We start from the raw sequence: 24178 nt of genomic DNA on the forward strand, positions 1-24178 counted from the left end.
GGCCGGGGCGACCGACAGCGGTCCAGCCTCCCCTACGGCGGGACCCCCTGGGACGCGGACACAGGGTTGGGTCGGGTAGGGCGCTGTGCAATGGGTCTTCTCCGCGACGTCGGGCTCCCGATCGGGGCCATCACCCCGTCACGCGTCCATGATGCGCGTAGCGGCCCACCTCACAAAGTGGCAGGTAAGTAGCTAATCTTTTATAAGTAGAATCGGGGAAGGCGGAGTTGACGACTGGGCGCGGGCGCTCCGGACATCTGACGACGGAGCGCGCGGAGCCGACTATGCGCCCGCCTCAGACGGAGTCGACGAGGGTGCCGTCGTTTAGTTCGATAACGCGGTCGGCGAGAGCGAGGAGTTCGGGGTCGTGAGTGGCAACGAGGGCGGTGACGCCCTCGCTGTGGACGTCGGCGCGCAGAAGTTCCATGACGGTGCGGCCGGTGTCGGCGTCGAGCTGGCCGGTGGGTTCGTCGGCGACGATCAGGGCCGGGGTGCCCCGGCCCCGCGGTCCGTGCGGACCGCTGTAGGCGACGGTGTAGGTACCGTGGGCCAGTGTTGTGGGCAGGCCGACGGCGTAGGCGGTGCCGCCCTGTGGGGTGGGGTGGGCGTCGTCGACGCGCTTGCCGGTGGGGTCCAGGACGCGGATGGCGTCGCTGTTCAGGGCGATCTTCTCGGAGAAGACCAGGACGACCCGGGTGGGTGGCCGGGCGGTCACCGCTCCGTGCACGGGCGTGCTGTGTGTCAGCGCGGCGTGCGCGCGGCCGGAGCGGTGGTGCCCAACAGCAGGCCGATGGCAGCCAGGAGCACGAAGGCCCAGCTGCGCAGGCATGGAGCGGTGACCGTCATCGGTACTCCCCCAGCCTGGTCAGGCGCGGCTGCCGCACCGGCGCGTCGTACGCGGCGGTCAGCTGGCGCGGCAGACCTTCCGGCCAGCCGGCCGAGGCATACAAGGCGGCCGAGAAGTACTCCACGGCCGCCTCGGGGTCCCCGTCGCGAACGGCGCCGGCCAGCTGCGTGATACCGGCGTTGTGGCCGCGGATCTCCGCCAGCTGACCGGCCGCCCACTGGTCGTACTGCTGCCGGCACGCCCCCAACTGCTGCTGACGCTGGCTTCGTCCACCATGAGGGCGGCGTCCTACACGAACCGCTTGCGGGGTCTGGAGGGCGAGCTTCGGGCCGAGGTCTTCGCTATCGCGGTCGGCCGCCGACTTCGACACCCCGAACAGCGGAGCGAGTTGGCGCATGGTGAGGTTCGTTCGCCCGTGCGCAGCCACCAGCAGCACCCGGTCTTCCAACGCCAGCTGCCACGGCCGGCCCGCACCCGGGGCGTCGATGCCATCCCGCCGCAGCTGCGCCACCAACTTGCCGAAGACACCCGGGCTCAGCCCGCTGAACGTGCCTATCCAAGAAGGCTCCGACGCCGTGATCAACCCAGACACGACCAAGATCATCACATGCGACTGAATACCGAAGTGTGGGTGGCACTATGAGTTGCGGTGACCACGGCCTTCACCCTGCCTCGGCCCTCTGAACCCGGTGGACGGCTATCCGAGCCACGAACCGACCCCATCCCACGCGGCCTCCAGTTCGCGTGCGCACAGCGGGCCAAGTCGGGCCCGCACCACGCTGTGCGCGTCGAGCATCTCTTGCTTCCCGCCCATCTCGTCCAACTCGGCACCGATCTCCCGGGTCCGCCGGTCTTTCCCCCGCAGGGTCAGAAACCCCTGACCGCGGCCGATCGCACACAGCTCGTCCAGGAGCTGGCCGGTGCGGTCATCCTCGTCACCGACCGACGCCGCCTGCCGCAGCCGCGGTGTTGGCTCCGCACCCGGGCCGACTGCATCGACCACATGGCCCCCCGCCTTGCGCGCCTGAAGACGACGCCGGACGTGATCAGGGTAGGACTGTTCCCGAAGCGCACGCCGTCGACTCTCGCGTGCCACAACGAAGATGCACGCAAAGACCACCAACGCGACGGCCGGGACGAGAACCAGAACCGGGACCATGTCGCCTCCCCTCTCGGCGTTGCTTGGCTGATGCGACCGTCCGATGTCGTACCCCACAGCTCGTCGGCGACCCCTCCCGCCGCTGATCTGCGCTCAACTGGCCAAGTCGAGACATGGGCCGCCCACGGCGACCTCTGCCCGCAAGGATTCGCGGGCCAACCACCCGTCGGTCCGGGGCGACGACCACTTCGCCACGATGCGCAACGAACTCGGGCGGCACCGCACGGCCGTCCGTGCGAAATCTGGCCGGTCGGGCGCAGGAAGTCGCAGCGCTCAAGGCCGCCTGAGCACACCGTCCCCGACACCTTCTCGGTTGGCCCCGTGGCGCGGGAAGCAACCGTCGGATGCGGCGTTGCCGACGATCACGGCTTCGTCCCTAAGGGCACAGGAGCAGATCTAGGTCTGCAACGATGAGCCTATGGTCGCGGGAGCGTGAGCGGGACACGAGCAGGATCTGGGATCGGAGTACCGGCTGCGCTATCGCTACACGGGACTGCGACTGCTGCTCGAGCGAGGCGGCCGGTACTACGTCGTACCCATCGGTTGGGAACCCCGGACCGACCCGGTCAACGTACTCCGCGAGAGCGACAGCATATGGATCGGACTGATGCCAAGAGCCCTGCGGGCAAAGTGAAACCTAGTGTGAGGCGCCGTGCTGCCTTGGCGGACAGCATCACTGCGAGCCCAAGGCCCCGCACTCGCCGCGTGCATGCTCCGCTGAGGAGCGGTGCGCTGTTCTGGGACTGGGCAACGACGAGTAGCACCGCGGCTGACGCCGGCAACCGGCCCGCGGCACGGTGAGGATAGGCCCCTCCTGGGCCACCAGTCCTAGGAGCCTGTTGCGGCTGGTGACCACCCGCCGTGGCGCGGGAGATGCCCCATTTGGCGGCCACATGCGCGACTGGGCGTCCCACGCAGACACGCGCGACCAGCAGCCGCCTGCTGAACGGTCAGCCGGGCCATACGGTGGGACACGAAGACCTCCGTGTGGTGCAGTCCTAGACAGCTCCACCACACCGGAGGTCTTCGACCCTGCATGGGGGTGGGACACCTGCGCCTCTGGGGGTTTGGATTCTAGAGAGCAAGGCCGCGAACGGGACGATCTGCCAAACATCCCGTTCGCGGCGCGCGATCTCTATTGACCATTTCGAAGGGCGGCATCGCCCGATGCTGAAGTGCGGGGCCGCCTCCTTCGGTGCTCGATTGGGCGGCTGTGCCGGGCACCGACCGGCGCGCTGATCAGGACTGGAGGGACGGCAGCAAGATGCCCTGGCACCACTGGCGGAAATCGGTGGCGGTGGCGGAGGCGGGGTCGCAGGGTTCGGCATCGTAGATTCCGTTGTTCTGCGCGTTGACCATGTCGGCCATGTCCTGGGCCAGCGCCGGGCTCGCGCCGCGCTGCACCATGCGGGCCTGGAAGTCCGCGAGCGGGACCTGCTGATAGCGCACCGTGCGGCCCAAGGTCTCGGAGATGATCTCGGCCATGGCGGCGGGGGTCAGGCTGTCGGGGCTGACCAGTGGAACGCGGGCCTGTCCGCTCCAGGCGGTGTCCAGCAGGAGCGCTGCCGCCGTGGCAGCCACGTCCCGGGTGGCGACGGTCAACAGCGGCTGGTCCGCGGCGTTCGCCATGGAGAACACCCCCTGCTCTGTGATCGTCTGGGCCTGACGGAGCAGGTTCTCCATGAAGAACGGCAGTGCCAGGGCCCGGTACTGCACGCCGGTGCTCGCGATCAGCTCGTCCATGTCGAGCGCGGCCGACAGGAGTCCGGCTTCGTCCTGGTAGCCGTGGCCCAGGGAGGTGACGTGCACCATCCGTACGCCCCGGCTCGCGGCCTCCTGGGCTACTGCCCGAGCGAAGTCCAGGTAGTAGCGCCTGGCGGGGCCGGCGTCACGGAATCCGGCCGGGGGCACGAGCCAGAACAGCCGCTCAGCGCCTTCCAGTGCCTTCGCGATCGTGTCCGCGTCGGCGTGGGAGCCCGCCACCACCTCAACCTGCGTGCGCACGTGCTCCGGGAGGCGTGAGGGGTCGCGGACGATCACCCGGACCGGCTCACCGCTGTCCACAACGCGGTCCAGGACTTGCCGGCCGATGTCACCGGTCGGCGTAGTAATGGTGATCATGAATGCCTCCATGCGTGGTGGTCGACGGCGCACCCAAGGGCGCCGGGCAGGTGCTCTCGAGTGAACCCAGAGCAACGCTGCAGGTGAAGGACCAACCTGGTCGCGATTGATACCCTGGGGATATGAATGATCTGGAGGTACGGCAGCTCCGGTACTTCGTCGCGGTCGCGGAGGAACTGCACTTCGGGCGCGCCGCCGCCCGGCTGGGCATGGCGCAGCCCCCGCTGTCCCGCACGATCCGGGACCTGGAACAGCAGCTCGGTGTGACGCTGTTCGAGCGGACCACCCGGCATGTGAAGCTCACTGTCGCCGGGGAGGTTCTGCTGCGCGACGCCAGAACCGCCCTGGAGGCGATCACCGCCGCCGCCCACCGTGCTCGGCACGCAGGCAGCACCTCGCCCCGGCTGCGCATCGCACTCAAGGCCGACATCGACGGTGGCCTGCTGCCACAGATCCTGGACGCCTATAGCACCGACCCCGCCGCCCTGCCCCCCGAACTGATCCTCGGAGGGTTCGGCGATCAGCCCAAGGCACTGCGCGATGGCCTGGCCGACGTGGCACTCGTGCTCTGCCCCATGGACGACCGCGGGCTGGACAGCGAGCCGCTGATCACCGAGCCAGTCCTGGTCGCCATGGCCGCCACCGACCCGCTGGCCGCCAGGACCCAGCTGTGCCTGGCGGACCTGGCCGGCCGGAAACTCCCCAGCGGTGCGCCAGCCGAGGCCGGCCGCGCCGAGCCGCGCCAGCCCGGGGCGACAAGGCCGGCCTCCAACTTGTCGGAGATCTTCAACCTCGTCGAAACGGGCAGCATCGTGTTCTTCGCACCTGCCTCGGTCGCCCAACGCAACCCGCGACCTGGGGTCGCCTACCGGCCGGTCAGCGACCTACCGAACTGCACACTGGCCATCGCGTGGCCCCAGGACGCCCGCTCCCCGGCCGTTGCCGCCCTCGTACGCGTCGCATGCACGATCGCAGCCACCCACCGCACACAAGCAGAGCCCCAGATGCAGAGCACGACCGCCTGAGGTCCACCGCCACTAAGAGGTCGTTTTGTCCCGTTGTTTTATCCCGTGATGCGGGCTTGGTGTGGTGATGTCGGGTCGCGCCAGGAGATGGTGCTCTCGCCGGTGAGGCGGCGGGCCATCAGGTCGGTCATGGCGAGGTGGATCATGACTTCGGACCTGCCAGGGAGGGATTCGTAGTCGCGGGCCAGGCGGCGGTGGAGCATGAGCCAGCCGTACGTTCGCTCGACCGTCCAGCGTTTCGGGATGGGAGTGAATCCCCTGGCTCCGGGAGCACGTTGGACGATTTCGAGGTCGATTCCGAGGGTGGCGGCATGCTCGACGAAGTGCTTGCGGTAGCCGCCGTCGACCCAGACCTTGCGGATGGTGGGGTGGGCCGCGGCCACCCGGTCGAGGAGAGTCTGACCTGCGGTGGAGTCCTGGACGCTGGCTGCGGTGACCAGGACCGCCAGCAGGAGACCGGGGGTGTCCGTGATGACGCTCCGCTTGCGGCCCAGCCCTTGCCTGCCGGCGACGCCATAGGGGCCGAGGCCCCGCGCCCCACCGCCATCTTCGCCTGCGCGGACGTCGTGCCATGGGTGTCCTCCACGCCGTCTGCGAAGCCGGACTCGAAGTCCCCGACGACATCTCCATCGCCGACTACGACAACACCACCTTCGCCACCCTCGGCCCCACCGCTTCCCCACCCAACTGACCCATCCCCCCGTCACCGTCATCTGCACCGGCCAGCGCGACGTGCTGGCTGCGCCATCCCATGATGGGGGTACCTCGCCCTCCGTCAGACTCGTCGGGCGTGGGAAGCGAGGCGATCGGCGAACGCGATGACGAGGTCGCGCAGTTCATGGGGGCGCTCGATGACGAACGGCCGGTCGAGGGTTGCGAGCACCCGAGGCAACCAGTCGAGCCGCTCCGCCCGTAGTTCGACGCGCAGCCAGCGCTCGGTCTCCGTGTCCTGGGCCGCCGCGGGCTCGGGGTGCTCCTCCAGGCTCGCGATGCCGGCGGGAAGGTGAGCACGGATCTGATCAACTGTCCCGTGGATCCGCAAGGTCACCTCATGCTGGTACTCGGCCGTGGCGAAGCCTGCCAACACGCGCTGCGCCGGATCGGGACCCACGGGCGCTTCGAAAGAGCCGGGCAGGGTGCGCACGTCTGCGATGCGGTCGAGCCGGAAGGTCCTGTCCTCGCCGATCCGGGCATCCACGCCCGTGACGTACCACCGGCCCGAATGGGCGACGATCCCGTGCGCGTGCAGCGTGCGTTCCCTGCGCCGTCCGTCGCGGTCGGCGTAGCGGATCGACAGCGGTCGGCGGTGGCGCACCGCGTCGGCGATGGCGAGCAGCACCGCAGCGTCCGGAGTCGCGAACTCGCCCGGCTGATCCGTGAAGGCGAGAGCCTCCAGGAGGGCGTCGAGCCGACGGGCGACGTGCCTGGGCAGCACCCGCCGGATCTTCGCCGATGCCGTCTCGTTCGCCGTGCGCTCCGTCGTGGTCAGCCCTGCGCGGCGCCCGGCGACCAGGCCGAGCAGTACGGCCAGCGCCTCGTCGTCGCTGAGCATGAGCGGAGGCAGGCGGTACCCGGGGGCGAGCCGGTACCCGCCGTAGCGGCCGCGCACCGATTCCACGGGCACGTTCAGGTCGATCAGCTGGTCCACGTATCGCCGCACAGTGCGCCCTTCGACGCCGAGCCGGTCGGCCAGTTCCGCCACCGTCCGGGTGCCGCCCGACTGCAGCAGCTCCAGGAGTGTCAGCACGCGGCCGGTAGGGCGAGACATGGTCACAGTCTATGGTCTATACAGGACCGATTCTGTCCACTATTTCTCCTAGCCTGCCGAGTGCACGCCCTTCAGCACAGCCAAGGAGATCCCGTGGATTTCGTCTCCATCCGCATCATCACCAGCGACGTGGCCCGCCTCGTCGAGTTCTACGAGCGAGCCACAGGGGCGCGGGCGACGTGGGCCACCGCGGACTTCGCCGAGCTCGAGACCGCGGGCGCCACTCTCGCGATCGCCGGCACCCGCACCGTCCCGATGTTCGCCCCCGGCTCTGCCCGACCGGCGGACAACCACAGCGTGATCACCGAGTTCCTCGTCGACGACGTGGACCGCGTTCACCAGAACCTGACCGACTTCGTCACCGACTTCGTCAGCGGGCCCACCACGATGCCCTGGGGCAACCGGTCACTGCTGTTCCGCGACCCCGACGGCAACCTCGTCAACTTCTTCACCCCCGTCACCCCAGCGGCCATCGAGAAGTTCGCACGTTGATGCCAGGCACAGCCGCTCACGCGCCGCTGAGCCCCGAAGGATGACTGCGCTCGTGCCTGCGGATTGACGCCGGACGTCCGATCGCACACCCACCCCGAGGCCTTCGCTGAGCCGGACCACAGCGGACCGTGGCATCAGGAGCCGGGCTGACCAGGGCTCGCGGCGATCTCAGCGGTCCATGCTTTTGTCCAGTTCTTCAAGGTGTTCGGGCCTCATGGTGATCGTCGCGGCCGCCGCCGAATTCCGCACGGTTTCCGGCCGGGTCGCCCCGGAGACCGCAATGAGGGACGGGGACCGGGCGAGCAGCCAGCGAGGGCGATCTGTGCGGTGGTGGCGTCATAGTGCGCCGCCAGCTCTTCGAGCACGCGAGCGCGCCGTGGACTTGAGGTGGCCATGCCTCGCAGTGGGGAGTAGGCGAGGAAAGCGAGCCTGGGCCCACGTCTCGCCCGAGGTAATGATCACGGTCGCCTAGCCAGTACGCAAGCCCCTGTCGGCACCGGCGTCAGACCGACGTCCAGCACGTACACCCGCATGTTGTCCATCGGGCCGGTGACCGGGCCGGCACGAGGAGTGCAGCGACCGCCCGTCCTCCGCCGCTTGTGTGTTCCGGGTCGGTGCCCGGCTCAGTCCCTGTCGGCGTTGCCCGGAAGCCGAGCACGGCTTCCGGGCATCGCGTTCGTGCCGTCATCAGTTGCTACGGGTCAGCCTGAGAGTCACCATCTGGAAGGGTCGCAGCAGGAGTTCTACGGCGCCGTCGACCAACTCCGGGCTAGCCACGCTGGGCAGCGGCCGCTCCAGCAGGTCGGTCGCGGTGACTTCGGCCGCCGTGAAGTCCGGCCGCAGCCGCGTGGTCGCCCTCCCGCCCCGCGACTCGTACACCCGGACAATCACATCGCCGCTCTCGTCGTCCGCGAGCTTGACCGCGCTCACGACCACCGCGTCGTTGTCCAGGACGACCAGAGGCTCGACCGCTGCTGTGCCCGGCACGCGGCGCTCGGGGAGGTTGATGCCGTAGCCCTCGGCGACCGCGTCGCCGATCGAGGCCCCGGGCACCAGGGCGTGCCGGAAGCGGTGCACCCCCTGGTCGGTCTCCGGGTCGGGGAAGCGCGGCGCGCGCAGCAGCGAGACCCGCACAGTGGTGGTGGTCCCGCCGTCCTCGTTACGCACGGTGCGCGTCACGTCGTGCCCGTAGGTGGAGTCGTTGACCAGGGCGACCCCCCAGCCCGGCTCCTCGACGTGGACGAAACGGTGGTTGCACGCCTCGAATTTGGCCGCGTCCCAGCTGGTGTTGGTGTGGGTGGACCGGAAGACGTGTCCGAACTGAGTCTCGGAGGCGTATCGCTCGGCGTGCACGTCCAGCGGGAAGGCGGCCTTGAGGAACTTCTCCGTCTCCTGCCAGTCCACCTCCGTGTCGATGTCGAGGCGCTTGGCGCCCGGAGCCAAGGACAGCAGCTGGGTGACCGAGGAGGAGCCGAAGCGGCGCACCACGCGTACCGACGCGGTGCCGTCGCCGGCCGGGGCCATCTCCTCCAGGTCGGTCAGGTCGGTGACGGTGTTGCGGTAGAACTCGTCGACGTCCCAGGCATCCCACTGGTTGGGGAAGTCGGGGTGGAGCTGCAGCAGGTTGGCCGCCGTTCCTGGGGCCACGGCCTCGCGGCGTGCGCTGAGGTCGAACGCGGAGACGACCAGGCCGCGCCCGTCGATCTCCACCCGGAGCAGGCCGTTGTCGAGGACGAATCCGCCGCCGTCGCGGGGAAGCGGTGCCGTGGCCGCAGCCGGGGCCACGGGGGCGGCGGCGCCGGCGGGCACGCCGGCACGGGTGTGCGGCGCAGCGTTGAAGACCAGTTCGCCGCCCGTGGCCGGGCCCGCGAGGGCACGCTGCGCGGCGTCGATGATGCCGAGCAGTTCCTCGGCGACGGCGGCGTACGTGGCGCGGGCCTCGCGGTGCACCCAGGCGATCGACGAGCCGGGCAGGATGTCGTGGAACTGGTGCAGCAGCACCGTCTTCCAGAGCCGGTCCAGCTGCTCGTAGGGGTAGCTGAAGCCGGTCCGCACGGCGGCGGTGGCCGCCCACAGTTCGGCCTCGCGCAGCAGGTGTTCGCTGCGCCGGTTGCCCTGCTTGGTCTGGGCCTGGCTGGTCAGCGTGGCACGGTGCAGTTCGAGGTAGAGCTCGCCCACCCACACCGGCGGGTCGGGGTACTCGGTCTCGGCCTTGGTGAAGAACTCGCGGGGCGTCTCCCAGTGGACCGTCGCAGAGCCGTCGAGGTCGCGCATCCGGGCGGCCTTGGCGATCATCTCGCGGGTGGTGCCGCCGCCCCCGTCTCCCCAGCCGGTCGGCGCGAGGGAGTGCCGGGCCCTGCCCTTCTCCTTGAAGTTCCGCGCGGCGTGCGCGATCTCGCTGCCCTTCATCGAGCAGTTGTAGGTGTCGACGGGCGGGAAGTGGGTGAAGATCCGCGTGCCGTCGATTCCTTCCCAGGTGAAGGTGTGGTGCGGGAACTTGTTGATGGTGCTCCAGGAGATCTTCTGGGTGAGCAGCCACTTCGACCCGGCGGCCTTGATGATCTGAGGGAGGCCGGCGGCGAAGCCGAAGGTGTCGGGCAGCCACGCCTCCTCGTTCTCGATGCCGAATTCCTCGAGGAAGAAGCGCTTGCCGTGAACGAACTGGCGGGCCATCGCCTCGGAGCCGGGCATGTTGGTGTCGGACTCCACCCACATGCCACCCGCCGGCACGAAGCGTCCCTCCGCGACGGCCTTCTTGACCTTCGCGTACACCTCGGGGCGGTGCTCCTTGATCCACGCGTACTGCTGGGCCTGGGACATGGTGTAGATGAAGTCGCCCTCGTCCTCGAGCAGGGCGGTCATGTTGGACGTGGTACGGGCGACCTTCCGCACGGTCTCGCGCAGCGGCCACAGCCAGGCGGAGTCGATGTGCGCGTGCCCGACCGCGCTGATGCGGTGCGCGGTGGGCCGGGCGGGTACGGCGAGGACGCCGGCCAGCCGCTCGCGGGCGGCGGCCGCGGTGCTGTTGACGTCCTGCAGGTCGATGGCGTCCAGGGCGCGGCTGATGGCGCGCAGGATGTCGTGGCGGCGGTCGGAGTCCTCGGGGAGCTCTGCCATGAGCTCGCCGAGCACCTCCAGGTCCTGCACCAGCTCCCAGACGGTCTCATCGAGAACGGCCAGGTCCATGCGGGTCAGGGTGTACTGGGGGTCGTTGCCCGCGGTGTCCTTGTCGCCGAGCTGGGTCGGCAGGAAGGGGTGGTAGTCGAGCAGGACCGGGTTGGAGGCAGCCTCGATGTGGAGCAGCACCTGCTCACCGCCGCTGGCGGGGGAGGCGATCCGGACCCACTGGTTGCGGGGGTTGAGACCCTTCACCGGGGTGCCGTCGGGCCGGTAGACCAGGCCCTCGCACTGGAACCCGGGCATGTTCTCGTCGAAGCCGAGGTCCAGGACCACCTCGACGGTCCGCCCGGCCCACGCCTCTGGCACGGTGCCTGAGACACGGAACCAGCTGGTGCCCCAGGGGGCGCCCCAGCGATCGCCGACGGCGATCGGCTCTGCGGGGGCGGTCAGGCCCTCGGCAACGGGTACCGGCTCTCCCGGGGCGGTCCACACGGCGACCTCGAGCGGTGTCGAGTCCGGGTAGAGGGCGGGACGGATGCGTTCGTCGAGGACGCGCTTGAGGCGGGCTTCGACCAGCTTGCGGTCGTCGTGCATTGGGATGGCTCCTGTGCGGGTGGTGCGGAAGGAGTGACGTCAGGTAGGAGTGCCGCGGGTCAGTGCACCTGGTCGGGCCGGACGACTTCGGTGATGCCGCGTGCGGCAAGGTGGGCGGCGTCGTCTGCGCGGGAGGCGAGCACGGCGGCGGGGCGGACACCGTCGGCGGTGAGTCGGACGAACGCCTCGTAGAACGCGCCTCCGGGCGCACACACGGAGCGGTCGGGGGCCGCATCGTCGTCGCCGACGTTGACGGCGAGCGCGGTGGTCCGGGGGGCGGGCCGGCGCGGTTCGGCGCGGCGCTCCCCCACGATCCTCCGGATGGCCTCGCCGGCCGGCTTGACCTTGCCCTCGTTGGTCAGCAGGCCGAGGGAGTACTCGAGTTCGGGGAAGTCGGCGAGGTCTCGGGAGACATCGTGCGAGCACCACCAGGTGATGCCCCATACGTCTTCGCAGTCCAGGGCGTTCGCGACGGTGGCCTCGGTGAAGTCGGCGGCGTGTTCGGCGGGTATCAGGGGTGCGGGCGCGCCGACCTCCTGGAGCCAGACCGGGCGGTGCGGGTCGCCGGCCCATGCCTTGGACAGCTCGATGAGGTAGGCGGCGTGGTGTTCGGTGGCCGTTCCGGTGCGGCCGTGCCGCTGGGCCGTGCCGTTGAAGACCCATGAGTGCACTGCGGTCATCGCCCCCAGGTTCGCCGCGTGCGCGGGGGTGAAGGGGTGCCCGTCCAGGTACCAGGCGGCGTCGTAGGCGGCGTGCAGGTGCTGCCTGCCGGGGGCGGCGTCCTCGCATGCGGCGAGCACGGTCCGCAGCCAGGCGGCGGCCTGGGCCGGGGTGATCGGGTCGGGGTCCGGATGGGGCGGCCCGGAGAATTGGTTGATCTCGTTGCCGATGGTCATGCCGATGAAGTTGGGCAGGCTGTCCAGGGCGGCGGCCAGCGTGCTCAGGTAGGCGGTCTGGCCGGCGACGACGTCGGGGTCGGTGAAAATGTTGCGCCGGTGCCAGGTCTGGGTCCAGGAGGGCAGGAAGTCGAAGCTGGACAGGTGCCCCTGCAGTCCGTCCACGTTGACGTCGAGGCCGCGTTCGCCGGCGGCCTCGGCGAGCGCGACGAGCTGCTCGACGGCCCGGGGCCGGATCAGGGAGCGGTTGGGCTGGAAGACCGGCCACAGCGGGAAGACCCGGACGTGGTCCAGGCCGAGGTCCGCGATCGCGTCGAGGTCCCTGCGCACGGCATCGAGGTCGAAGTCGAGCCAGTGGTGGAACCAGCCCTGGCTGGGCGTGTAGTTGGCGCCGAAGCGCGGTCCTTGGGCGGGCATCGGGTGTCCTGACTCTCGTGGGGCCCTGTTCCGCCGGGGGCGGAGCAGTGGGATGGGGCGGTGCCGGTGTGCTGGGCGGGGTCGTACGGTCAGCCCTTGACGGCTCCCTCCCCGACGCCGCGGAAGAAGTACCGCTGCAGGGCGCCGAAGAGCACGATCAGGGGGGCCACCGCGATGATGGTCCCGGCGGCCACCAGGCGTTCGTCGTTGGCGAAGGTGCCGTGCAGGTAGTTCAGGCCGACCGTCAGGGTGTACTTCGAGGGGTCGCTCAGCACCACCAGGGGCCACAGGAAGTCGTCCCAGGCGCCCATGAAGGCGAAGATCGCCACGACGGCCAGGGTGCCCCGCGCGGATGGCAGGGCGATGCTCCAGAAGCGTTGCCAGACGTTGGCGCCGTCCATGTATGCGGCTTCCTCCACCTCGTTGGGCAGGTTGCGGAAGGCGTTGCGCATCAGCAACACGTTCAGCGCGCCGACGGAGCCGGGGAGCAATACGCCGATCAAGGTGTTGTTCAGGCCGAGGTCGCGTACGAAGGTGAACTGGGCGATGATCAGGCCCTCCACGGGCACCAGCATCGCCAGCACGAACGCCAGGAGGACCGCGCGCCGTCCGCGGTGCTGAAGCCGGGCCAGGGCGTAACCCGCGAGCGCCGCGCCGACGCAGTTGGTGACGACGCTGGACACCGCCACGGTCAGTGAGTTGAGCGCGTAGTCCCACACCGGGATGGTCTCGGAGACGCGCCCGAAGTTGTGCAGGGTGGGCTGCTGCGGCAGGAACGAAGGGGGCGTACTGAAGATGTCCTCGTGCGGGCCCTTCAGCGACGTCGACAGCTGCCACAGGAACGGTCCCACGCTGATGGCGAGGACGGCGAGCAGCAGCAGGTAGCGCAGTACGAGCTCGGGGACCCGCACGCGGCGGCCGTCGGCGTCCAGCACTCCGCGTCGCGGCCGACGACCGGCGGCCGGCGTGGTGGCGGGAGCGTTGGGGGTGTCGGTGGCGCTGGTCACGCGTCCTCCTTCCGGTCGGCGCGCAGGGTCAGCAGCATCAGCGCGACCACCACCACGAAGATGACGACGGAGATGGCCGAGGAGTACCCGACCCGCCCGGTCAGTCCGGTGCCGGTGCGCTGGACGAGCATCACCAGCGTGGTGTCCTCGCCTGCGGGGCCGCCGTTCGGCCCGGCGAGGACGTACACCTCGGTGAAGACCTTGAAGGCGGAGACCGCGGAGAGTGCCGCGACCAGCACCATCGTGGAGCGGACGGCCGGAACGGTGACGGTGAGGAAGCGGCGCAGGGCTCCCGCGCCGTCGACCGCGGCCGCCTCGTGCAGCTCGCGCGGGACGTCGGCGAGCGCCGCCAAGTAGATGATCATGTAGTAGCCCAGACCCTTCCAGATCGTCAGGGCCATGGCGCTCAGCAGCAGGGTCCACTGCTCGCCCAGGAAGTTGACCGGGCTCCCGCCCACCGCCGTGACGATGGAGTTGAGCAGGCCGCGGTCGTCGAGCAACCACACCCAGATCAGGCCGACCACGACCACCGAGGCGACGACAGGCGTGTAGAAGGCGGCGCGAAAGAAGGCGATACCGGGGATGCGGCGCTGTACGAGCAGGGCCAGCAGCAGCGGCAGGACCACCAGCGCCGGGACCACGCCCGCCACGTACAGGGAGCTGTTGCGCAGCCCGATCCAGAACGCGTCGTCGTGGACCAGGGCCCGGTAGTTCTCGAACCCGACGAAGCTGCCGCCGACGAGCGTCCGGCGGTCGGTCAGCGAGTTGTACAAGGTGCTGCAGAACGGCCAGAGGCTGAACGCGCACACCACGATCAGGCCCGGCGCGGCGAACAGCCACGGACTCCACCAGCGGTGGCGGCGGATCCCGCGGGGGCGCGGCCGGCCGGAGCCGGAGCTCCGGACGGCCGTTGCCCGCGGACCGCCGGCGATCGTGCCAGGGGCGGTCGAGGACGTCATGGCGTATCCCGGTCAGCTCTGGGCGAGGAGCTGGTTGGCTTCCTTGACAGCGTTGTCAAGCGCTTCCTTGGGGCTCTCCTTGCCCTGCAGCGCCTTGGCCACCTGGTTGCCGAGGGCGGTCTTCATCTGGTCGCTGAACTGCACCGGGGTGTAGTTCACGGCGTTGGCGAGGGAGCTGGCCGCCGCGATCCGCACCCGGGTCTCGTCCGTGCCGTCCTCCTTCGTGAAGTACGGGTCCTTCAGAGCTCCGGCCGTGCTCGGGAAGATCGCGACCTGCTTGGCGAAGGCCATCTGCCGTGTGTTGTCGGTGACGAAGTGGGCGAAGGCGATGGCGGCAGCCTTCTGCTTGGCCTTGGAGTTCACCATCATGCTCTGCACGTAGACGTTGACCTTGCCGGTGTTGGTTATCTGGTCGGTGATCCCGATGTTCTTGTAGAGCGTCGGCGCCTGTGTCTTGAAGTTCTTGAGGTCCAGCGCGCTACCGGGGTTCATGGCGACCGCGCCGGTGAGGAACTTGTGGCCGGCCGACTCGGGGGTGGCGGTCAGAGCCTGCGGGTCCAGTGCGTGCGCGTCGTACAGCTTCTTGTAGTGCGTGAGCAGTTCAACGCCCTTGGCGTCGTTGAAGGTGAACGCGGTGCCGTCCTTGTTGACCAGCTGGGCCCCGTAACGGCCGAAGTCCTCGATGGTGGGCACGTTGGACAGGGTGGCCACCTTGCCCTTGCTGTTCTCGGAGATGGCAAGGGCGTCGGCGAACAGGTCGTCGTAGGTCTTCGGCGGCTTCTCCGGATCCAGCCCGGCCTCCTTGAACAGCGCCTTGTTGTAGAACAGCGGACCGGTGTTGAGATACCACGGGAAGGCGTAGGTGCCCTCCAGGCCCGGGACTACGTCGGCGGACCAGGCACCGGGAAGGTACTCGGACTTGTACTCCGCCGCGTCCTTGTCGAGGTCCAGGGCCAGACCGGCCTTGGCGAGCGGCGCCAGCAAGTCGGGGGTGACGTTGACGACGTCGGGGAGGGTCCCACCGGACGCGTCGGCACTGAGCTTCTCCGCATAGCCGTCGGCCGGCTGGTCGACCCACTTGACGTGAGTGCCCGGGTACTTCTTCTCGAAGTCGGCGATGACGCCGTCGAAGTAGCCCGCGAAGTTGGCCTTCAGGTTCCAGGTCTGGAAGGTGATCGTGCCCGTCACCTTGCCTGACGAGTCGGTGGACGCATCTCCCCCGCCGCTCCCGCAGGCGGCGAGGGAGAACGTCGCGGCGGCGACGACGGCGGTGGCTACCGCCTTGTAGGAGGAACGCACGGTGGACGGCTCCTTTGCTCGGACCTTGCGCGTGGATGACGCCCCGGGGCTGGGCCGGCCGGGTGCGCACGTGGAGGAGACCATTCCAGCCGTCGCGGGGAAAGTCAACGAATTCCCTGAAGGTTTCTTCCTGGTCGATGCATATGAGCAGGTCAGAGCGAGTGTGAGAGGCGTCTTGCGCTCGCAACTAATGCGCTTTAGGGCAAGTTCGCTGAAGCGCTTTAGTTCCGTCCGTCCACCCTGGTCGGAGAAACATGCGCGGGGCCGTACGATGTGTGCTCACATGCACGGAAGGGGACCACTCGCGGTGGCAGACGAGCAGCAGGCCAGAGGCGGGGCCGATGCGCCGGGGCACGGCCGTCCGGCCGGGCGCCGCCGTCCCACGATCAAGAACATCGCCCAGCGGGCGGGGGTGTCCGAGAGCGCTGCTTCGTTCGCGCTCAACGGCCGTCCCGGCGTCTCCGAGGCAACGCGCGACCGTGTGCGCCGCGTCGCCGAGCAGCTCGGCTGGCGACCCAGCGCCGCGGCACGGGCCCTGTCCGGCGAAGGGGCGGCGACGGTGGGCCTCGTACTGGCCCGGCCCGCCGAGACCCTGGGCGTCGACTCGTTCTTCCTGCAACTGGTCTCGGGCATCCAGGAGGTGCTGGCCCCGCGGCATCTGGGCCTGCTGCTCCAGGTAGTGGAGGACACCGAAGCCGAGTGCGGTGTCTACCGTCGCTGGTGGGCCGAGCACCGCGTCGACGGGGTACTGGTCGTCGACCCGCGCACTGACGATCCGCGCCCAGCCCTGCTCGATGAACTCGGCCTCCCCGGCGTGGTGATCGGCGCCCTTCCCGAGTCCGACCCCGGTGCGCACCGCCGTCTGTCACAGGTGCGGGTCGAGGACGCGCAGGCCATGGCCGCCGTGGTCGGCCGTCTGCACGCCCTTGGCCACCGGCGCATCGCCCATGTCGCGGGTCTTCCGACCCTGGCTCACACCGCTCGCCGCATCGAGTCGCTCACGAAGGAGGCGGCCCGGCAAGGGCTGGATGCGGCACGGTCCGTGGTGACGGACTACTCTGACGCAGAGGGCGCCGCCGCCACACGCCGGATGCTACAGGAGCCCGATCCGCCTACGGCGATCATCTATGACAACGACGTGATGGCGGCAGCGGGCTGGGGGGCGGCTGTCGGCCTGGGCCGTGACGTGCCCGACGACGTCTCCATCGTCTCCTGGGAGGACTCGGCTGTGTGCCGCCTGGTCCAGCCATGGCTGACCGCACTGTCCCGCGACGCGGTGGCCTTCGGCCGGACCGCGGCCGAGGAACTGACCGCCCTCCTCGACGGCGGCGTGGCCCGCGATGTGACTCTGCCGCTCCCCCAGCTCATCGAACGCGGCAGCACCGCCGCACCGTCCGGCACCTAAGCAAGGGGGCGTCCGCAACTTGACTCCCTTGCGCAGCCGGCCCGGGACGCGGGCGGGTGTCCCTACGGCGCAGTGGCTTTTTGACCGGAGAACAGCCAGGTCAACGTGACCGCGCGGACCAGTTCGAAGGGGGGCCCAGAATGCAGTCTCGCACGTGTCAAGGACTCATCGGGGTCCCGCACGGCTCACCCGGATGAAGGTGAGGCCCAGTGCTTTGCGCTCCATGCTGGCTGCGTACAGCGGGGTCTCGAGCTGGTTGTGGGCGACGACTGCGATCTGGCGTTGGGCGGCCACATCTGAAAGTTCAGGTCCTGCTGGGTGAGCATGCCAGGTCTGGCCGGTGCTGCCGCAGGTGGCGAGGGTGAGCTGGGTGCCGTTGGTGGCGCTGGCCGACGGGTCGGCCAGGCACCTGGTGTTCTCGGCGTTGCTGACCAGGGTGCCGTTGGTGGTGACCTTCCACTTCTGGGTCGCATCGGTGTTGCAGGTGTCGATAACGATCAGCGCGCCGGCGGCGGTGGAGTTGGCGTTGGTGTCCAGGCGCAGGCCGAGGACCTTGACGGTGCTGTCGGTTCCGATGGTCCATTTCTGGGCCGTGGAGGTGCTGCTGCAGGTGTCGATCTGGACCGTTCCGGGGGTGGTGGCGCCGCCGGTGTCGTCGATGCATTTGGTGCCGCCGCCGGTGAGGGTGAAGCCGGTGACGAGGGGACCGGTGACGCTGGCCTTCCGGCTCATGGTGTTGCCCGCGTTCTTGTTGGGTGTGTACCCGGTGTCGAGGTAGCTGGGGGTCTGGGTGGCGGTACCGGTGGCGGGATTGCTGGTCGGGGTGACGCCAGCATGCTTGGGCAGCGTCGCGGCGACGGTTCCGTCCGTACCGGGGTGTGCCGTGGTCTGGGTGGTGTCGGCGAGGGCGTTGCCGGTGGTGTCGTGGTTGACGGCACCGGTGCGGTCGCCGAGGAGGTCGTAGGTGTAGGTCTGCCAATAGGGAGCAGGACCACCGACGGTGGTGGTCTTGACGGGTGGTCTGGACTGCTGCGGTGGTCAGCCTCCGACGCTGCCGACGGCCGCGTGCTGGGGTTGGTGATGCCTGCGGTGTCGGTCCAGGCGGCGGTCGGCCGCTGGAAGGAGTCGTAGGTGAAGCACTGGGCACTGAGCGACACAGGCCGCGCAGGTACAGACTCCACCGTTCAAGGGCGGTCCCATCGATGCAGCCCGTTTTCGGCAACGGATGTACCGAAAGTAAGGGTATGCCTGCCTTATGGTGATCTGAGGGGTCGCGCACACAAGCCGTGACGCACACCGGAAGCTCTGGAGGTGCAAGCGGTGAGGCGATGGCGGGCTCTGATCATCCTCGGTACCGCCCAGTTCCTGATGGTGCTCGACACCTCGGTCATGAACGTCTCGATCAGCCAGTTGGTAGAGGACTTCAACACCGAAGTCACCTCGATTCAGGCCGTCATCACCCTCTACACCCTGGTCATGGCAGCCCTCATGATCACAGGTGGGAAAGTCGGGGACATGCTCGGACGCCGCAAGGTGTTCGGCATCGGACTGATCGTGTACGCCACGGGCTCCGCCCTCACCGCTGTGGCCCCGGTCCTATGGGTGCTCACCGTCGGCTGGTCCGTGATCGAAGGACTCGGCGCGGCGCTGGTCCTCCCGGCGCTTGCCGCCCTCGTGGCCGGAACCTACCAGGGCCGGGACCGGGCCGTCGCCTACGGGGTCGTCGGCGGCCTGGCCGGAGCCGGCATCGCAGTCGGGCCTTTGGTCGGTGGTTGGGTCACCACCTACCTGACCTGGCGTCTGGTCTTCGCTGCCGAGGTCGTGCTGGTGGTGGCCATCCTCTTGGGTATGCGCTGGATCGAGGATCAACCCCACCGCGGCTCCAGACCGCATCTCGACAAGGTCGGGGCCGTGCTGTCCGCCGTCGGCCTGGCCCTGGTGGTACTGGGTGTCCTGCAAAGCAGCAACTGGGGCTGGCTGCGGCCCCGCAACTCCCCCGTGACCGTCTTCGGCTTCTCCCTCACCTTCTTCGTCATCGCTGCAGGCGCCGTCGTGCTGTGGTTCTTCCGGTTGTGGGAGCGACGGCAGGAGGCTCAAGAGCATGAGCCCCTCGTACGCTTCTCGCTGTTCGGCGTGCCCACTCTGCGGGCCGGCCTTGCCGCGTTGCTCAGTCAGAACCTCATCCTGCTGGGCCTGTTCTTCGTCATCCCTTTGTACCTCCAGATCGTGCAGGGCCTCAGTGCCTTCGAGACCGGGCTGCGGCTACTACCTGTGTCGAGCAGCATGCTCGTGGTCTCCATGAGCGGCCCCCTGCTCGGCCGTTTCGCCTCGCCCCGCACAGTGGTCCGTACGGCCCTGCTGATTCTCATCGCAGCGATTCTCGGGCTGCTGGCCGTCATCACTCCGTCCCTCAACGATCTTTCGTTCGCCTGGGCGATGGCCTTGCTGGGCACGGGTATGGGCCTGCTCGCCTCCCAGCTCGGCAACGTCGTCCAATCCAGCGTCGGCGAGTCGGAACGCAGCGAGGTCGGCGGTCTCCAGTACACCGCTCAAAACCTGGGATCCTCCCTGGGAACCGCCCTCATCGGCTCGCTTCTCATCGGAGCACTCGTGCACGTGTTCACAACCCGGATCGAAGACAACCCGCAGATCTCCAGCGCAGCACGTCAACAGGTCGGCATCACCATCGAGGCGGGCGTCAGCTTCGTCGGCACCAACCAGGTACGAGCCGCGGCAGAGCGCACAGGCCTGCCCAAGCCCGAGACCGACGCCCTCGTGGCCGAGTACGCCGAGGCACAGCTCGGCAGCCTCAAAGCCGCCGTCCTCGCCACCGCCGGCATCGCGCTCGCCAGTTTCCCGTCCACCCGGCACCTGCCGACAGACCGGCTCCGCAAGCCCTCGCCCAGCTGAGGGCTTCGATCCAGGACGGATCACAACAAGAGCCCCGGCCTGGCCACGCCCGCTCGATCCTTGCTGATGGCCTCATGTCGCGGGACGATCCCGCACGGCTGGCCCTGCTTCACCCTGCTGCGGCACCGGCCCCAGCCGTCGGCGCAGGGCGATGACACAGCACATGATGCCTCACGGGGAGAAGAGGGGATGGTTCTGCCGCGGGGAGGCGGTTCAGCGGGCAAGGGCGAGGACGCCGAGAGCGCCGCCTTGTTCGTCGACGACAGGCAGGGCATCGAGCCGGCGGTAGCGCATGGCGTGCTCGGCTTCGGCCATCGTGGTCACGGGCGAGGTGAACGGCCCGCGGTCGCCGAGGATGTCGCGCAGCTGGACCCGGTCGGTGTAGGCGGAGCTGTCACGAACGGCGGTGAGCTGGGCCTGGGTGACCAGTCCGGTGCACAGGCCGTCGTTGTCGCAGATGAGCAGGTGCCCGACGCGGGCACTGGCCATGACGGACAGGGCCACCTCGACGGTCATGTCGTCACAGACCTGCGGTCCGGCGGTGTCCATGGCGTCGGCCACCGTCTTGTGCACGGGGGTGGCACTCGCCGAGCCGGGCTGCATCTGGACCAGCGTCAAAAGGTGCCTCCTGCAGAGATGGGTCAGTTTCCTGATCACGTGGTGCTCAGGCCGCCGCGTCAAAGGCGGACTGCCGCACGCTCACGCGGCGGGCACCCGAAGCGGGACTGCGTCGACCGCGGGAGGCCGCACTGCGCTTGCGCCGCTCGGGCGCCGGCGCGGTGATGGTGACGGGGATGCCGGAGGGGGTCTGGGCGCCGGTGATCCGGTTGAGGGCTTCATCGCCGGAGCGGACCTGGGTGGTCTGGGGCACGATGCCGGCGGCGGCCATGAGGCGGGTCATGTCGCGGCGCTGGTTGGGGGTGACCAGGGTGACGACGCTGCCGGACTCGCCCGCGCGGGCCGTACGGCCGCCGCGGTGGAGGTAGTCCTTGTGGTCGGTGGGCGGGTCCACGTTGACGACGAGGTCGAGGTTGTCGACGTGGATGCCGCGGGCCGCGACGTTCGTGGCGACCAGCACGGTGACGTGCCCGGTCTTGAACTGGGCGAGGGTGCGGGTGCGCTGCGGCTGTGACTTCCCGCCGTGCAGGGCGGCCGCCCGTACTCCGCTGTTGAGTAGGTCCTGGGTGAGTCGGTCCACGGCGTGCTTGGTGTCCAGGAACATGATCACCCGGCCCTCGCGCGCCGCGATCTCCGTCGTCATCCGGTGCTTGTCGGTGCCGTGCACGTGCAGGACGTGGTGTTCCATCGTGGTGACCGCGCCGGCGGACGGGTCGACGGAGTGGACGACGGGGTCGGTGAGGTAGCGGCGGACCAGGAGGTCGACGTTGCGGTCCAAGGTCGCGGAGAACAGCATGCGCTGGCCCTCGGGGCGTACCTGGTCCAGGAGTGCGGTGACCTGCGGCATGAAGCCCATGTCGGCCATCTGATCGGCCTCGTCGAGGACGGTGATCGCGACCTGGTTCAGCCGGCAGTCGCCGCGGTCGATGAGGTCCTTGAGCCGTCCGGGGGTGGCCACGACGACTTCGGTGCCACCCCGCAGCGCGCCCGCCTGCTTGCCGATCGGCATCCCGCCGACGACGGTGGCCAGGCTCAGCTTCACCGCTCTGGCGTAGGGGGTGAGGGCATCGGTCACCTGCTGAGCGAGTTCCCGGGTGGGGACCAGGATCAGGGCCAGCGGCTGGCGGGGTTCGGCGCGCTGTCCGGCCGTTCGGGCCAGTAGGGCCAGGCCGAAGGCGAGGGTCTTGCCGGAGCCGGTCCGGCCGCGGCCCAGGACGTCGCGGCCCGCGAGGGTGTTCGGCAGGGTCGCGCCCTGGATCGGGAACGGCACCGCCACACCCTGCGCGGTGAGCGCGGCCAGCAGCTCCCGGGGCATGTCGAGGTCGGCGAACGCCTCGACGGCGAGCAGTGCGGGGGTGATCGTTTTCGGCAGGGCGAACTCGCCCTGGACGGCTGCGGGCCGGCGGCCGTAGCCGCCCGAGCGGCTCGGACCCCCGGAACGGCTCGGGGCGGACGGACCGAAGCGGCTGCCCCGAACCGAACCGGCGGCGGAACCGAAAGCGGGGCCGCCGGTGCGGCGGCGGGTGCGGGAGGAGCGGTCGTTCGTACGCGTGGGGTTCATTCAGAACCTTCCTTGATACGGCACGTATCAAGGAATTCCCGCAGCGGGAGAGCAGCGCGGGGAATCACAAGAACGGGCCTAAATGGAATGCGAAAGCGCATCTGGCCTGCGGTAGCTCCAGTGCGGGGTGCAGGCGATGAAATGGTGACTTCACGTGGGCGTGAACCCAGTACGTCGACGGGTGCAGCTCCGAAGAGGTCCGCATCGGCGGGCGGGGGTTGTCCCACAGGTGACACCACTGTGGGACATGCCCGCGACTGGTGCCCGCACCCCGAGGGGTTCGGGCATCAGCTACAAAACGGGCGCCGGCGTCAGGCGGGAACGATGTTCTCGGCCGTCGGGCCCTTTGGGCTCTGCGCGATGTCGTAGGTGACCTTCTGGCCTTCGCGCAGCTCGCCAATGCCCTGGGCGGCGATGTTCGAGAAGTGGGCGAACACGTCAGCGCCGCCACTGTCCTGCTCGATGAAGCCGAAACCCTTTGCCGCGTTGAACCACTTCACGGTGCCAGACGCCATGCCAAATCTCCTTTGGGGCAGTACACCAGCATCCGCACTGTACGGACACCGTGTCGCCGCGATGACGCCCCGCCCGGAAAATAACCGGTATATAAAAACGCCTCCAGTGGCTGAAAATACTCACGGAGGTGCTTGAAGTTTTGGGAACCGCGACTGCAACTGAGGTCGACAGTAGCATGCCGTATCGGCCCGCGTACGCTGAATAACTTCACTCTGTTCATTGCGGGTAAAACTCTCCCCGCGCTACGCGCTAAATCCTCGCTTCGCGGTCATAGATACTGGCCTGCAGGGAGCGCGAAGTTAAGGAAGATGGTTGCCCTTCGCCACTCGAGGTCTTGCCTGCCGTGCCCCCGATCAGCCCCCGACCTCGGGTGGCTGAGCACGGGAGGAGGGGCTGGGCCTCGCCGAGGCAGTCATGTGACTGCCAGGACGATGGCCGTGTAGTGCGCGGTGAAGGCGGCGATGGTAAGGGCGTGGAAGACCTCGTGGAAGCCGAACCAGGCCGGTGAAGGGTCAGGGCGCTTGAGTCCGTACACGACGGCGCCCGCGGTGTAGAGCAGGCCACCGGCGATGACGAGTACGACCACCGCGGTGCCGCCGGTGCGCGCGAAGTCGGGCAGGTAGAAGACGGCCACCCAGCCCAGCACGAGGTAGCACGGGGTGTACAGCCACCGGGGAGCCCCGATCCACAGCATGCGGAAGGCGATGCCGGCCAAGGCGCCTGCCCACACCACGGCCAGCAGCACCAGTTGCTGGGCTGCGGGCAGCAGCAGTACCGCCAACGGGGTGTACGTGCCGGCGATGATCAGGAAGATGTTCGCGTGGTCCAGCCGGCGCAGGACCGCCTCCCCACGGGGCCCCCAGGTTCCGCGGTGGTAGACCGCGCTGGTAGCGAACAGCAGGCAGGCCGACAGCGCGTACACCGAGCAGGCCGCAACTGCCGCGGCCGAGCGCGAAACGGCGATCAGGACGATGCCGCCGACCAGAGCGAGGGGGAACACGCCGGCGTGCAGCCAGCCGCGCATCCTCGGCTTCAGCGCAGCCGCCGCGCGCTCCACCCCGCCTTCAAGGCCGGCGGCGCTCTGCCCGGCAGTCAGCCGGCCGGTTGCGCCAACAGGCGCATCAACCACCGGGATGTGGAGGACTTCTGGCGTGGCGCCGGGGCGAGGCTGGGACTCCCACCCGTGTGCCGGCGGCTGAGTATCTTCGGCGATCATGCACTCACATTCTGAAGTCGGCGGAAGAATGCGCGGCCCGGCACGTCGCCCCGGACTGCGGGGTCAGCGGCCCAGGGCGGCTTCGCCAGGCACCCTGGGGCGGGCACATCGAAGGCATCAAGGCCTTGATGACCTGGAACGAATCTATTTGCGGGTCAGGTGTCGGGCCGGGATGCGGCGCGGCGGTATTCGGCGTTGATGCGCTGCGCCTCTGCGAGCTGGTCTTCGAGAATGACGATGCGGCAGGC

At 69.1% G+C, this 24178-nt stretch carries 19 protein-coding genes and 6 pseudogenes; 5 read left to right on the forward strand and 20 right to left on the reverse strand.

The window, feature by feature from the left end; translation table 11 throughout:
* Positions 1-295: 295 nt before the first annotated feature.
* The 7 genes and pseudogenes from PV410_RS38900 to PV410_RS38930 all read right to left on the reverse strand — a co-directional run.
* Positions 296-490 (reverse strand): annotated as a pseudogene (locus tag PV410_RS38900) (ABC transporter ATP-binding protein); the annotation flags it as partial.
* Positions 491-580: 90 nt separating this feature from the next.
* Positions 581-727: pseudogene (locus tag PV410_RS38905) on the reverse strand (copper resistance protein CopC); the annotation flags it as partial.
* Positions 728-842: 115 nt separating this feature from the next.
* The gene (locus PV410_RS38910; RefSeq protein WP_500331064.1) at positions 843-1094 is read right to left on the reverse strand and encodes a hypothetical protein; all 252 of its coding nucleotides are present in this window, start codon (positions 1092-1094) and stop codon (positions 843-845) included.
* Positions 1095-1141: 47 nt separating this feature from the next.
* Positions 1142-1439: pseudogene (locus PV410_RS38915) on the reverse strand (helix-turn-helix domain-containing protein); the annotation flags it as partial.
* Positions 1440-1544: 105 nt separating this feature from the next.
* Positions 1545-2006: a hypothetical protein gene (locus PV410_RS38920; RefSeq protein ID WP_500331066.1), complete on the reverse strand. Its 462-nt coding sequence runs from the start codon at positions 2004-2006 to the stop codon at positions 1545-1547.
* Between the two features lie 773 nt (positions 2007-2779).
* A pseudogene (locus PV410_RS38925) lies at positions 2780-2981 on the reverse strand (IS481 family transposase); the annotation flags it as partial.
* A 264-nt stretch (positions 2982-3245) separates the two neighbouring features.
* Positions 3246-4127: an NmrA family NAD(P)-binding protein gene (locus tag PV410_RS38930; protein WP_500331067.1), complete on the reverse strand. Its 882-nt coding sequence runs from the start codon at positions 4125-4127 to the stop codon at positions 3246-3248.
* Positions 4128-4249: 122 nt separating this feature from the next.
* Here PV410_RS38930 and PV410_RS38935 point away from each other — a divergent pair, with 122 nt between their 5' ends.
* Entirely contained in the window at positions 4250-5152 is a 903-nt protein-coding gene (locus PV410_RS38935) for a LysR family transcriptional regulator (RefSeq protein ID WP_500331068.1), read from the forward strand.
* A 38-nt stretch (positions 5153-5190) separates the two neighbouring features.
* Here the strand turns inward: PV410_RS38935 and PV410_RS38940 are convergent.
* Positions 5191-5661 (reverse strand): annotated as a pseudogene (locus PV410_RS38940) (transposase); the annotation flags it as partial.
* Between the two features lie 62 nt (positions 5662-5723).
* Here PV410_RS38940 and PV410_RS38945 point away from each other — a divergent pair.
* Positions 5724-5843 (forward strand): substrate-binding domain-containing protein, encoded by a 120-nt coding sequence (locus PV410_RS38945; RefSeq protein WP_500331070.1) that lies wholly within the window; start codon positions 5724-5726, stop codon positions 5841-5843.
* 84 nt (positions 5844-5927) lie between these two features.
* Here PV410_RS38945 and PV410_RS38950 read toward each other — a convergent pair whose 3' ends face one another.
* Positions 5928-6920, reverse strand: a complete 993-nt coding sequence (locus tag PV410_RS38950) for a helix-turn-helix transcriptional regulator (RefSeq protein ID WP_500331072.1) — start codon at positions 6918-6920, stop codon at positions 5928-5930.
* Between the two features lie 93 nt (positions 6921-7013).
* On the opposite strand from PV410_RS38950, the gene PV410_RS38955 reads away from it, so the two are divergent.
* Entirely contained in the window at positions 7014-7412 is a 399-nt protein-coding gene (locus tag PV410_RS38955) for a VOC family protein (protein ID WP_500331074.1), read from the forward strand.
* A 687-nt stretch (positions 7413-8099) separates the two neighbouring features.
* On the opposite strand, the gene PV410_RS38960 is transcribed toward PV410_RS38955, so the two are convergent.
* The 5 genes from PV410_RS38960 to PV410_RS38980 form a co-directional block, all read right to left on the reverse strand.
* Positions 8100-11126 (reverse strand): alpha-mannosidase, encoded by a 3027-nt coding sequence (locus tag PV410_RS38960; RefSeq protein WP_500331075.1) that lies wholly within the window; start codon positions 11124-11126, stop codon positions 8100-8102.
* A gap of 59 nt (positions 11127-11185) precedes the next feature.
* The gene (locus PV410_RS38965; protein WP_500331077.1) at positions 11186-12439 is read right to left on the reverse strand and encodes a glycoside hydrolase 5 family protein; all 1254 of its coding nucleotides are present in this window, start codon (positions 12437-12439) and stop codon (positions 11186-11188) included.
* A gap of 89 nt (positions 12440-12528) precedes the next feature.
* The gene (locus PV410_RS38970; protein WP_500331079.1) at positions 12529-13446 is read right to left on the reverse strand and encodes a carbohydrate ABC transporter permease; all 918 of its coding nucleotides are present in this window, start codon (positions 13444-13446) and stop codon (positions 12529-12531) included.
* A complete protein-coding gene (locus PV410_RS38975) occupies positions 13443-14405 on the reverse strand; it encodes a carbohydrate ABC transporter permease (RefSeq protein ID WP_500331080.1) in 963 nt (320 codons plus the stop codon). The genes PV410_RS38970 and PV410_RS38975 overlap by 4 nt, the downstream gene beginning before the upstream one ends.
* Before the next feature lie 12 nt (positions 14406-14417).
* Positions 14418-15704: an ABC transporter substrate-binding protein gene (locus tag PV410_RS38980; protein WP_500331082.1), complete on the reverse strand. Its 1287-nt coding sequence runs from the start codon at positions 15702-15704 to the stop codon at positions 14418-14420.
* Between the two features lie 385 nt (positions 15705-16089).
* Between PV410_RS38980 and PV410_RS38985 the strand changes: the two genes are divergently transcribed.
* Positions 16090-17109 (forward strand): LacI family DNA-binding transcriptional regulator, encoded by a 1020-nt coding sequence (locus tag PV410_RS38985; protein ID WP_500331099.1) that lies wholly within the window; start codon positions 16090-16092, stop codon positions 17107-17109.
* Between the two features lie 165 nt (positions 17110-17274).
* Here the strand turns inward: PV410_RS38985 and PV410_RS38990 are convergent, their stop codons facing one another.
* Entirely contained in the window at positions 17275-17841 is a 567-nt protein-coding gene (locus tag PV410_RS38990) for a ricin-type beta-trefoil lectin domain protein (protein ID WP_500331084.1), read from the reverse strand.
* Between the two features lie 588 nt (positions 17842-18429).
* Between PV410_RS38990 and PV410_RS38995 the strand changes: the two genes are divergently transcribed.
* The gene (locus PV410_RS38995; protein ID WP_500331100.1) at positions 18430-20019 is read left to right on the forward strand and encodes an MFS transporter; all 1590 of its coding nucleotides are present in this window, start codon (positions 18430-18432) and stop codon (positions 20017-20019) included.
* 213 nt (positions 20020-20232) lie between these two features.
* Here the strand turns inward: PV410_RS38995 and PV410_RS39000 are convergent, their stop codons facing one another.
* The 5 genes and pseudogenes from PV410_RS39000 to PV410_RS39020 form a co-directional block, all read right to left on the reverse strand.
* Positions 20233-20637: a CBS domain-containing protein gene (locus PV410_RS39000; protein WP_500331086.1), complete on the reverse strand. Its 405-nt coding sequence runs from the start codon at positions 20635-20637 to the stop codon at positions 20233-20235.
* Between the two features lie 46 nt (positions 20638-20683).
* Positions 20684-22198 (reverse strand): DEAD/DEAH box helicase, encoded by a 1515-nt coding sequence (locus PV410_RS39005; protein ID WP_500331088.1) that lies wholly within the window; start codon positions 22196-22198, stop codon positions 20684-20686.
* Between the two features lie 311 nt (positions 22199-22509).
* Positions 22510-22713 carry a cold-shock protein gene (locus tag PV410_RS39010; protein ID WP_326569993.1) on the reverse strand — a complete coding sequence of 68 codons (204 nt, stop codon included), beginning with the start codon at positions 22711-22713 and terminating at the stop codon, positions 22510-22512.
* Between the two features lie 413 nt (positions 22714-23126).
* Positions 23127-23930 carry a PAQR family membrane homeostasis protein TrhA gene (gene trhA, locus PV410_RS39015; RefSeq protein WP_500331090.1) on the reverse strand — a complete coding sequence of 268 codons (804 nt, stop codon included), beginning with the start codon at positions 23928-23930 and terminating at the stop codon, positions 23127-23129.
* A gap of 155 nt (positions 23931-24085) precedes the next feature.
* A pseudogene (locus PV410_RS39020) lies at positions 24086-24178 on the reverse strand (MerR family transcriptional regulator); the annotation flags it as partial.

Source organism: Streptomyces sp. PA03-5A, assembly GCF_033792725.1.
Classification (GTDB): Bacteria; Actinomycetota; Actinomycetes; order Streptomycetales; family Streptomycetaceae; genus Actinacidiphila.

What these genes read in the sequence shown, in the direction of transcription:
- PV410_RS38920 (WP_500331066.1), bottom strand. Translation starts at nt 2,006, where the DNA reads ATGGTCCCGGTTCTGGTTCTCGTCCCGGCCGTCGCGTTGGTGGTCTTT.
- PV410_RS38930 (WP_500331067.1), bottom strand. Translation starts at nt 4,127, where the DNA reads ATGATCACCATTACTACGCCGACCGGTGACATCGGCCGGCAAGTCCTG.
- PV410_RS38935 (WP_500331068.1), top strand. Translation starts at nt 4,250, where the DNA reads ATGAATGATCTGGAGGTACGGCAGCTCCGGTACTTCGTCGCGGTCGCG.
- PV410_RS38945 (WP_500331070.1), top strand. Translation starts at nt 5,724, where the DNA reads ATGGGTGTCCTCCACGCCGTCTGCGAAGCCGGACTCGAAGTCCCCGAC.
- PV410_RS38950 (WP_500331072.1), bottom strand. Translation starts at nt 6,920, where the DNA reads ATGTCTCGCCCTACCGGCCGCGTGCTGACACTCCTGGAGCTGCTGCAG.
- PV410_RS38960 (WP_500331075.1), bottom strand. Translation starts at nt 11,126, where the DNA reads ATGCACGACGACCGCAAGCTGGTCGAAGCCCGCCTCAAGCGCGTCCTC.
- PV410_RS38965 (WP_500331077.1), bottom strand. Translation starts at nt 12,439, where the DNA reads ATGCCCGCCCAAGGACCGCGCTTCGGCGCCAACTACACGCCCAGCCAG.
- PV410_RS38975 (WP_500331080.1), bottom strand. Translation starts at nt 14,405, where the DNA reads ATGACGTCCTCGACCGCCCCTGGCACGATCGCCGGCGGTCCGCGGGCA.
- PV410_RS38990 (WP_500331084.1), bottom strand. Translation starts at nt 17,841, where the DNA reads ATGAGCCGGAAGGCCAGCGTCACCGGTCCCCTCGTCACCGGCTTCACC.
- PV410_RS39005 (WP_500331088.1), bottom strand. Translation starts at nt 22,198, where the DNA reads ATGAACCCCACGCGTACGAACGACCGCTCCTCCCGCACCCGCCGCCGC.
- PV410_RS39010 (WP_326569993.1), bottom strand. Translation starts at nt 22,713, where the DNA reads ATGGCGTCTGGCACCGTGAAGTGGTTCAACGCGGCAAAGGGTTTCGGC.
- trhA (WP_500331090.1), bottom strand. Translation starts at nt 23,930, where the DNA reads ATGATCGCCGAAGATACTCAGCCGCCGGCACACGGGTGGGAGTCCCAG.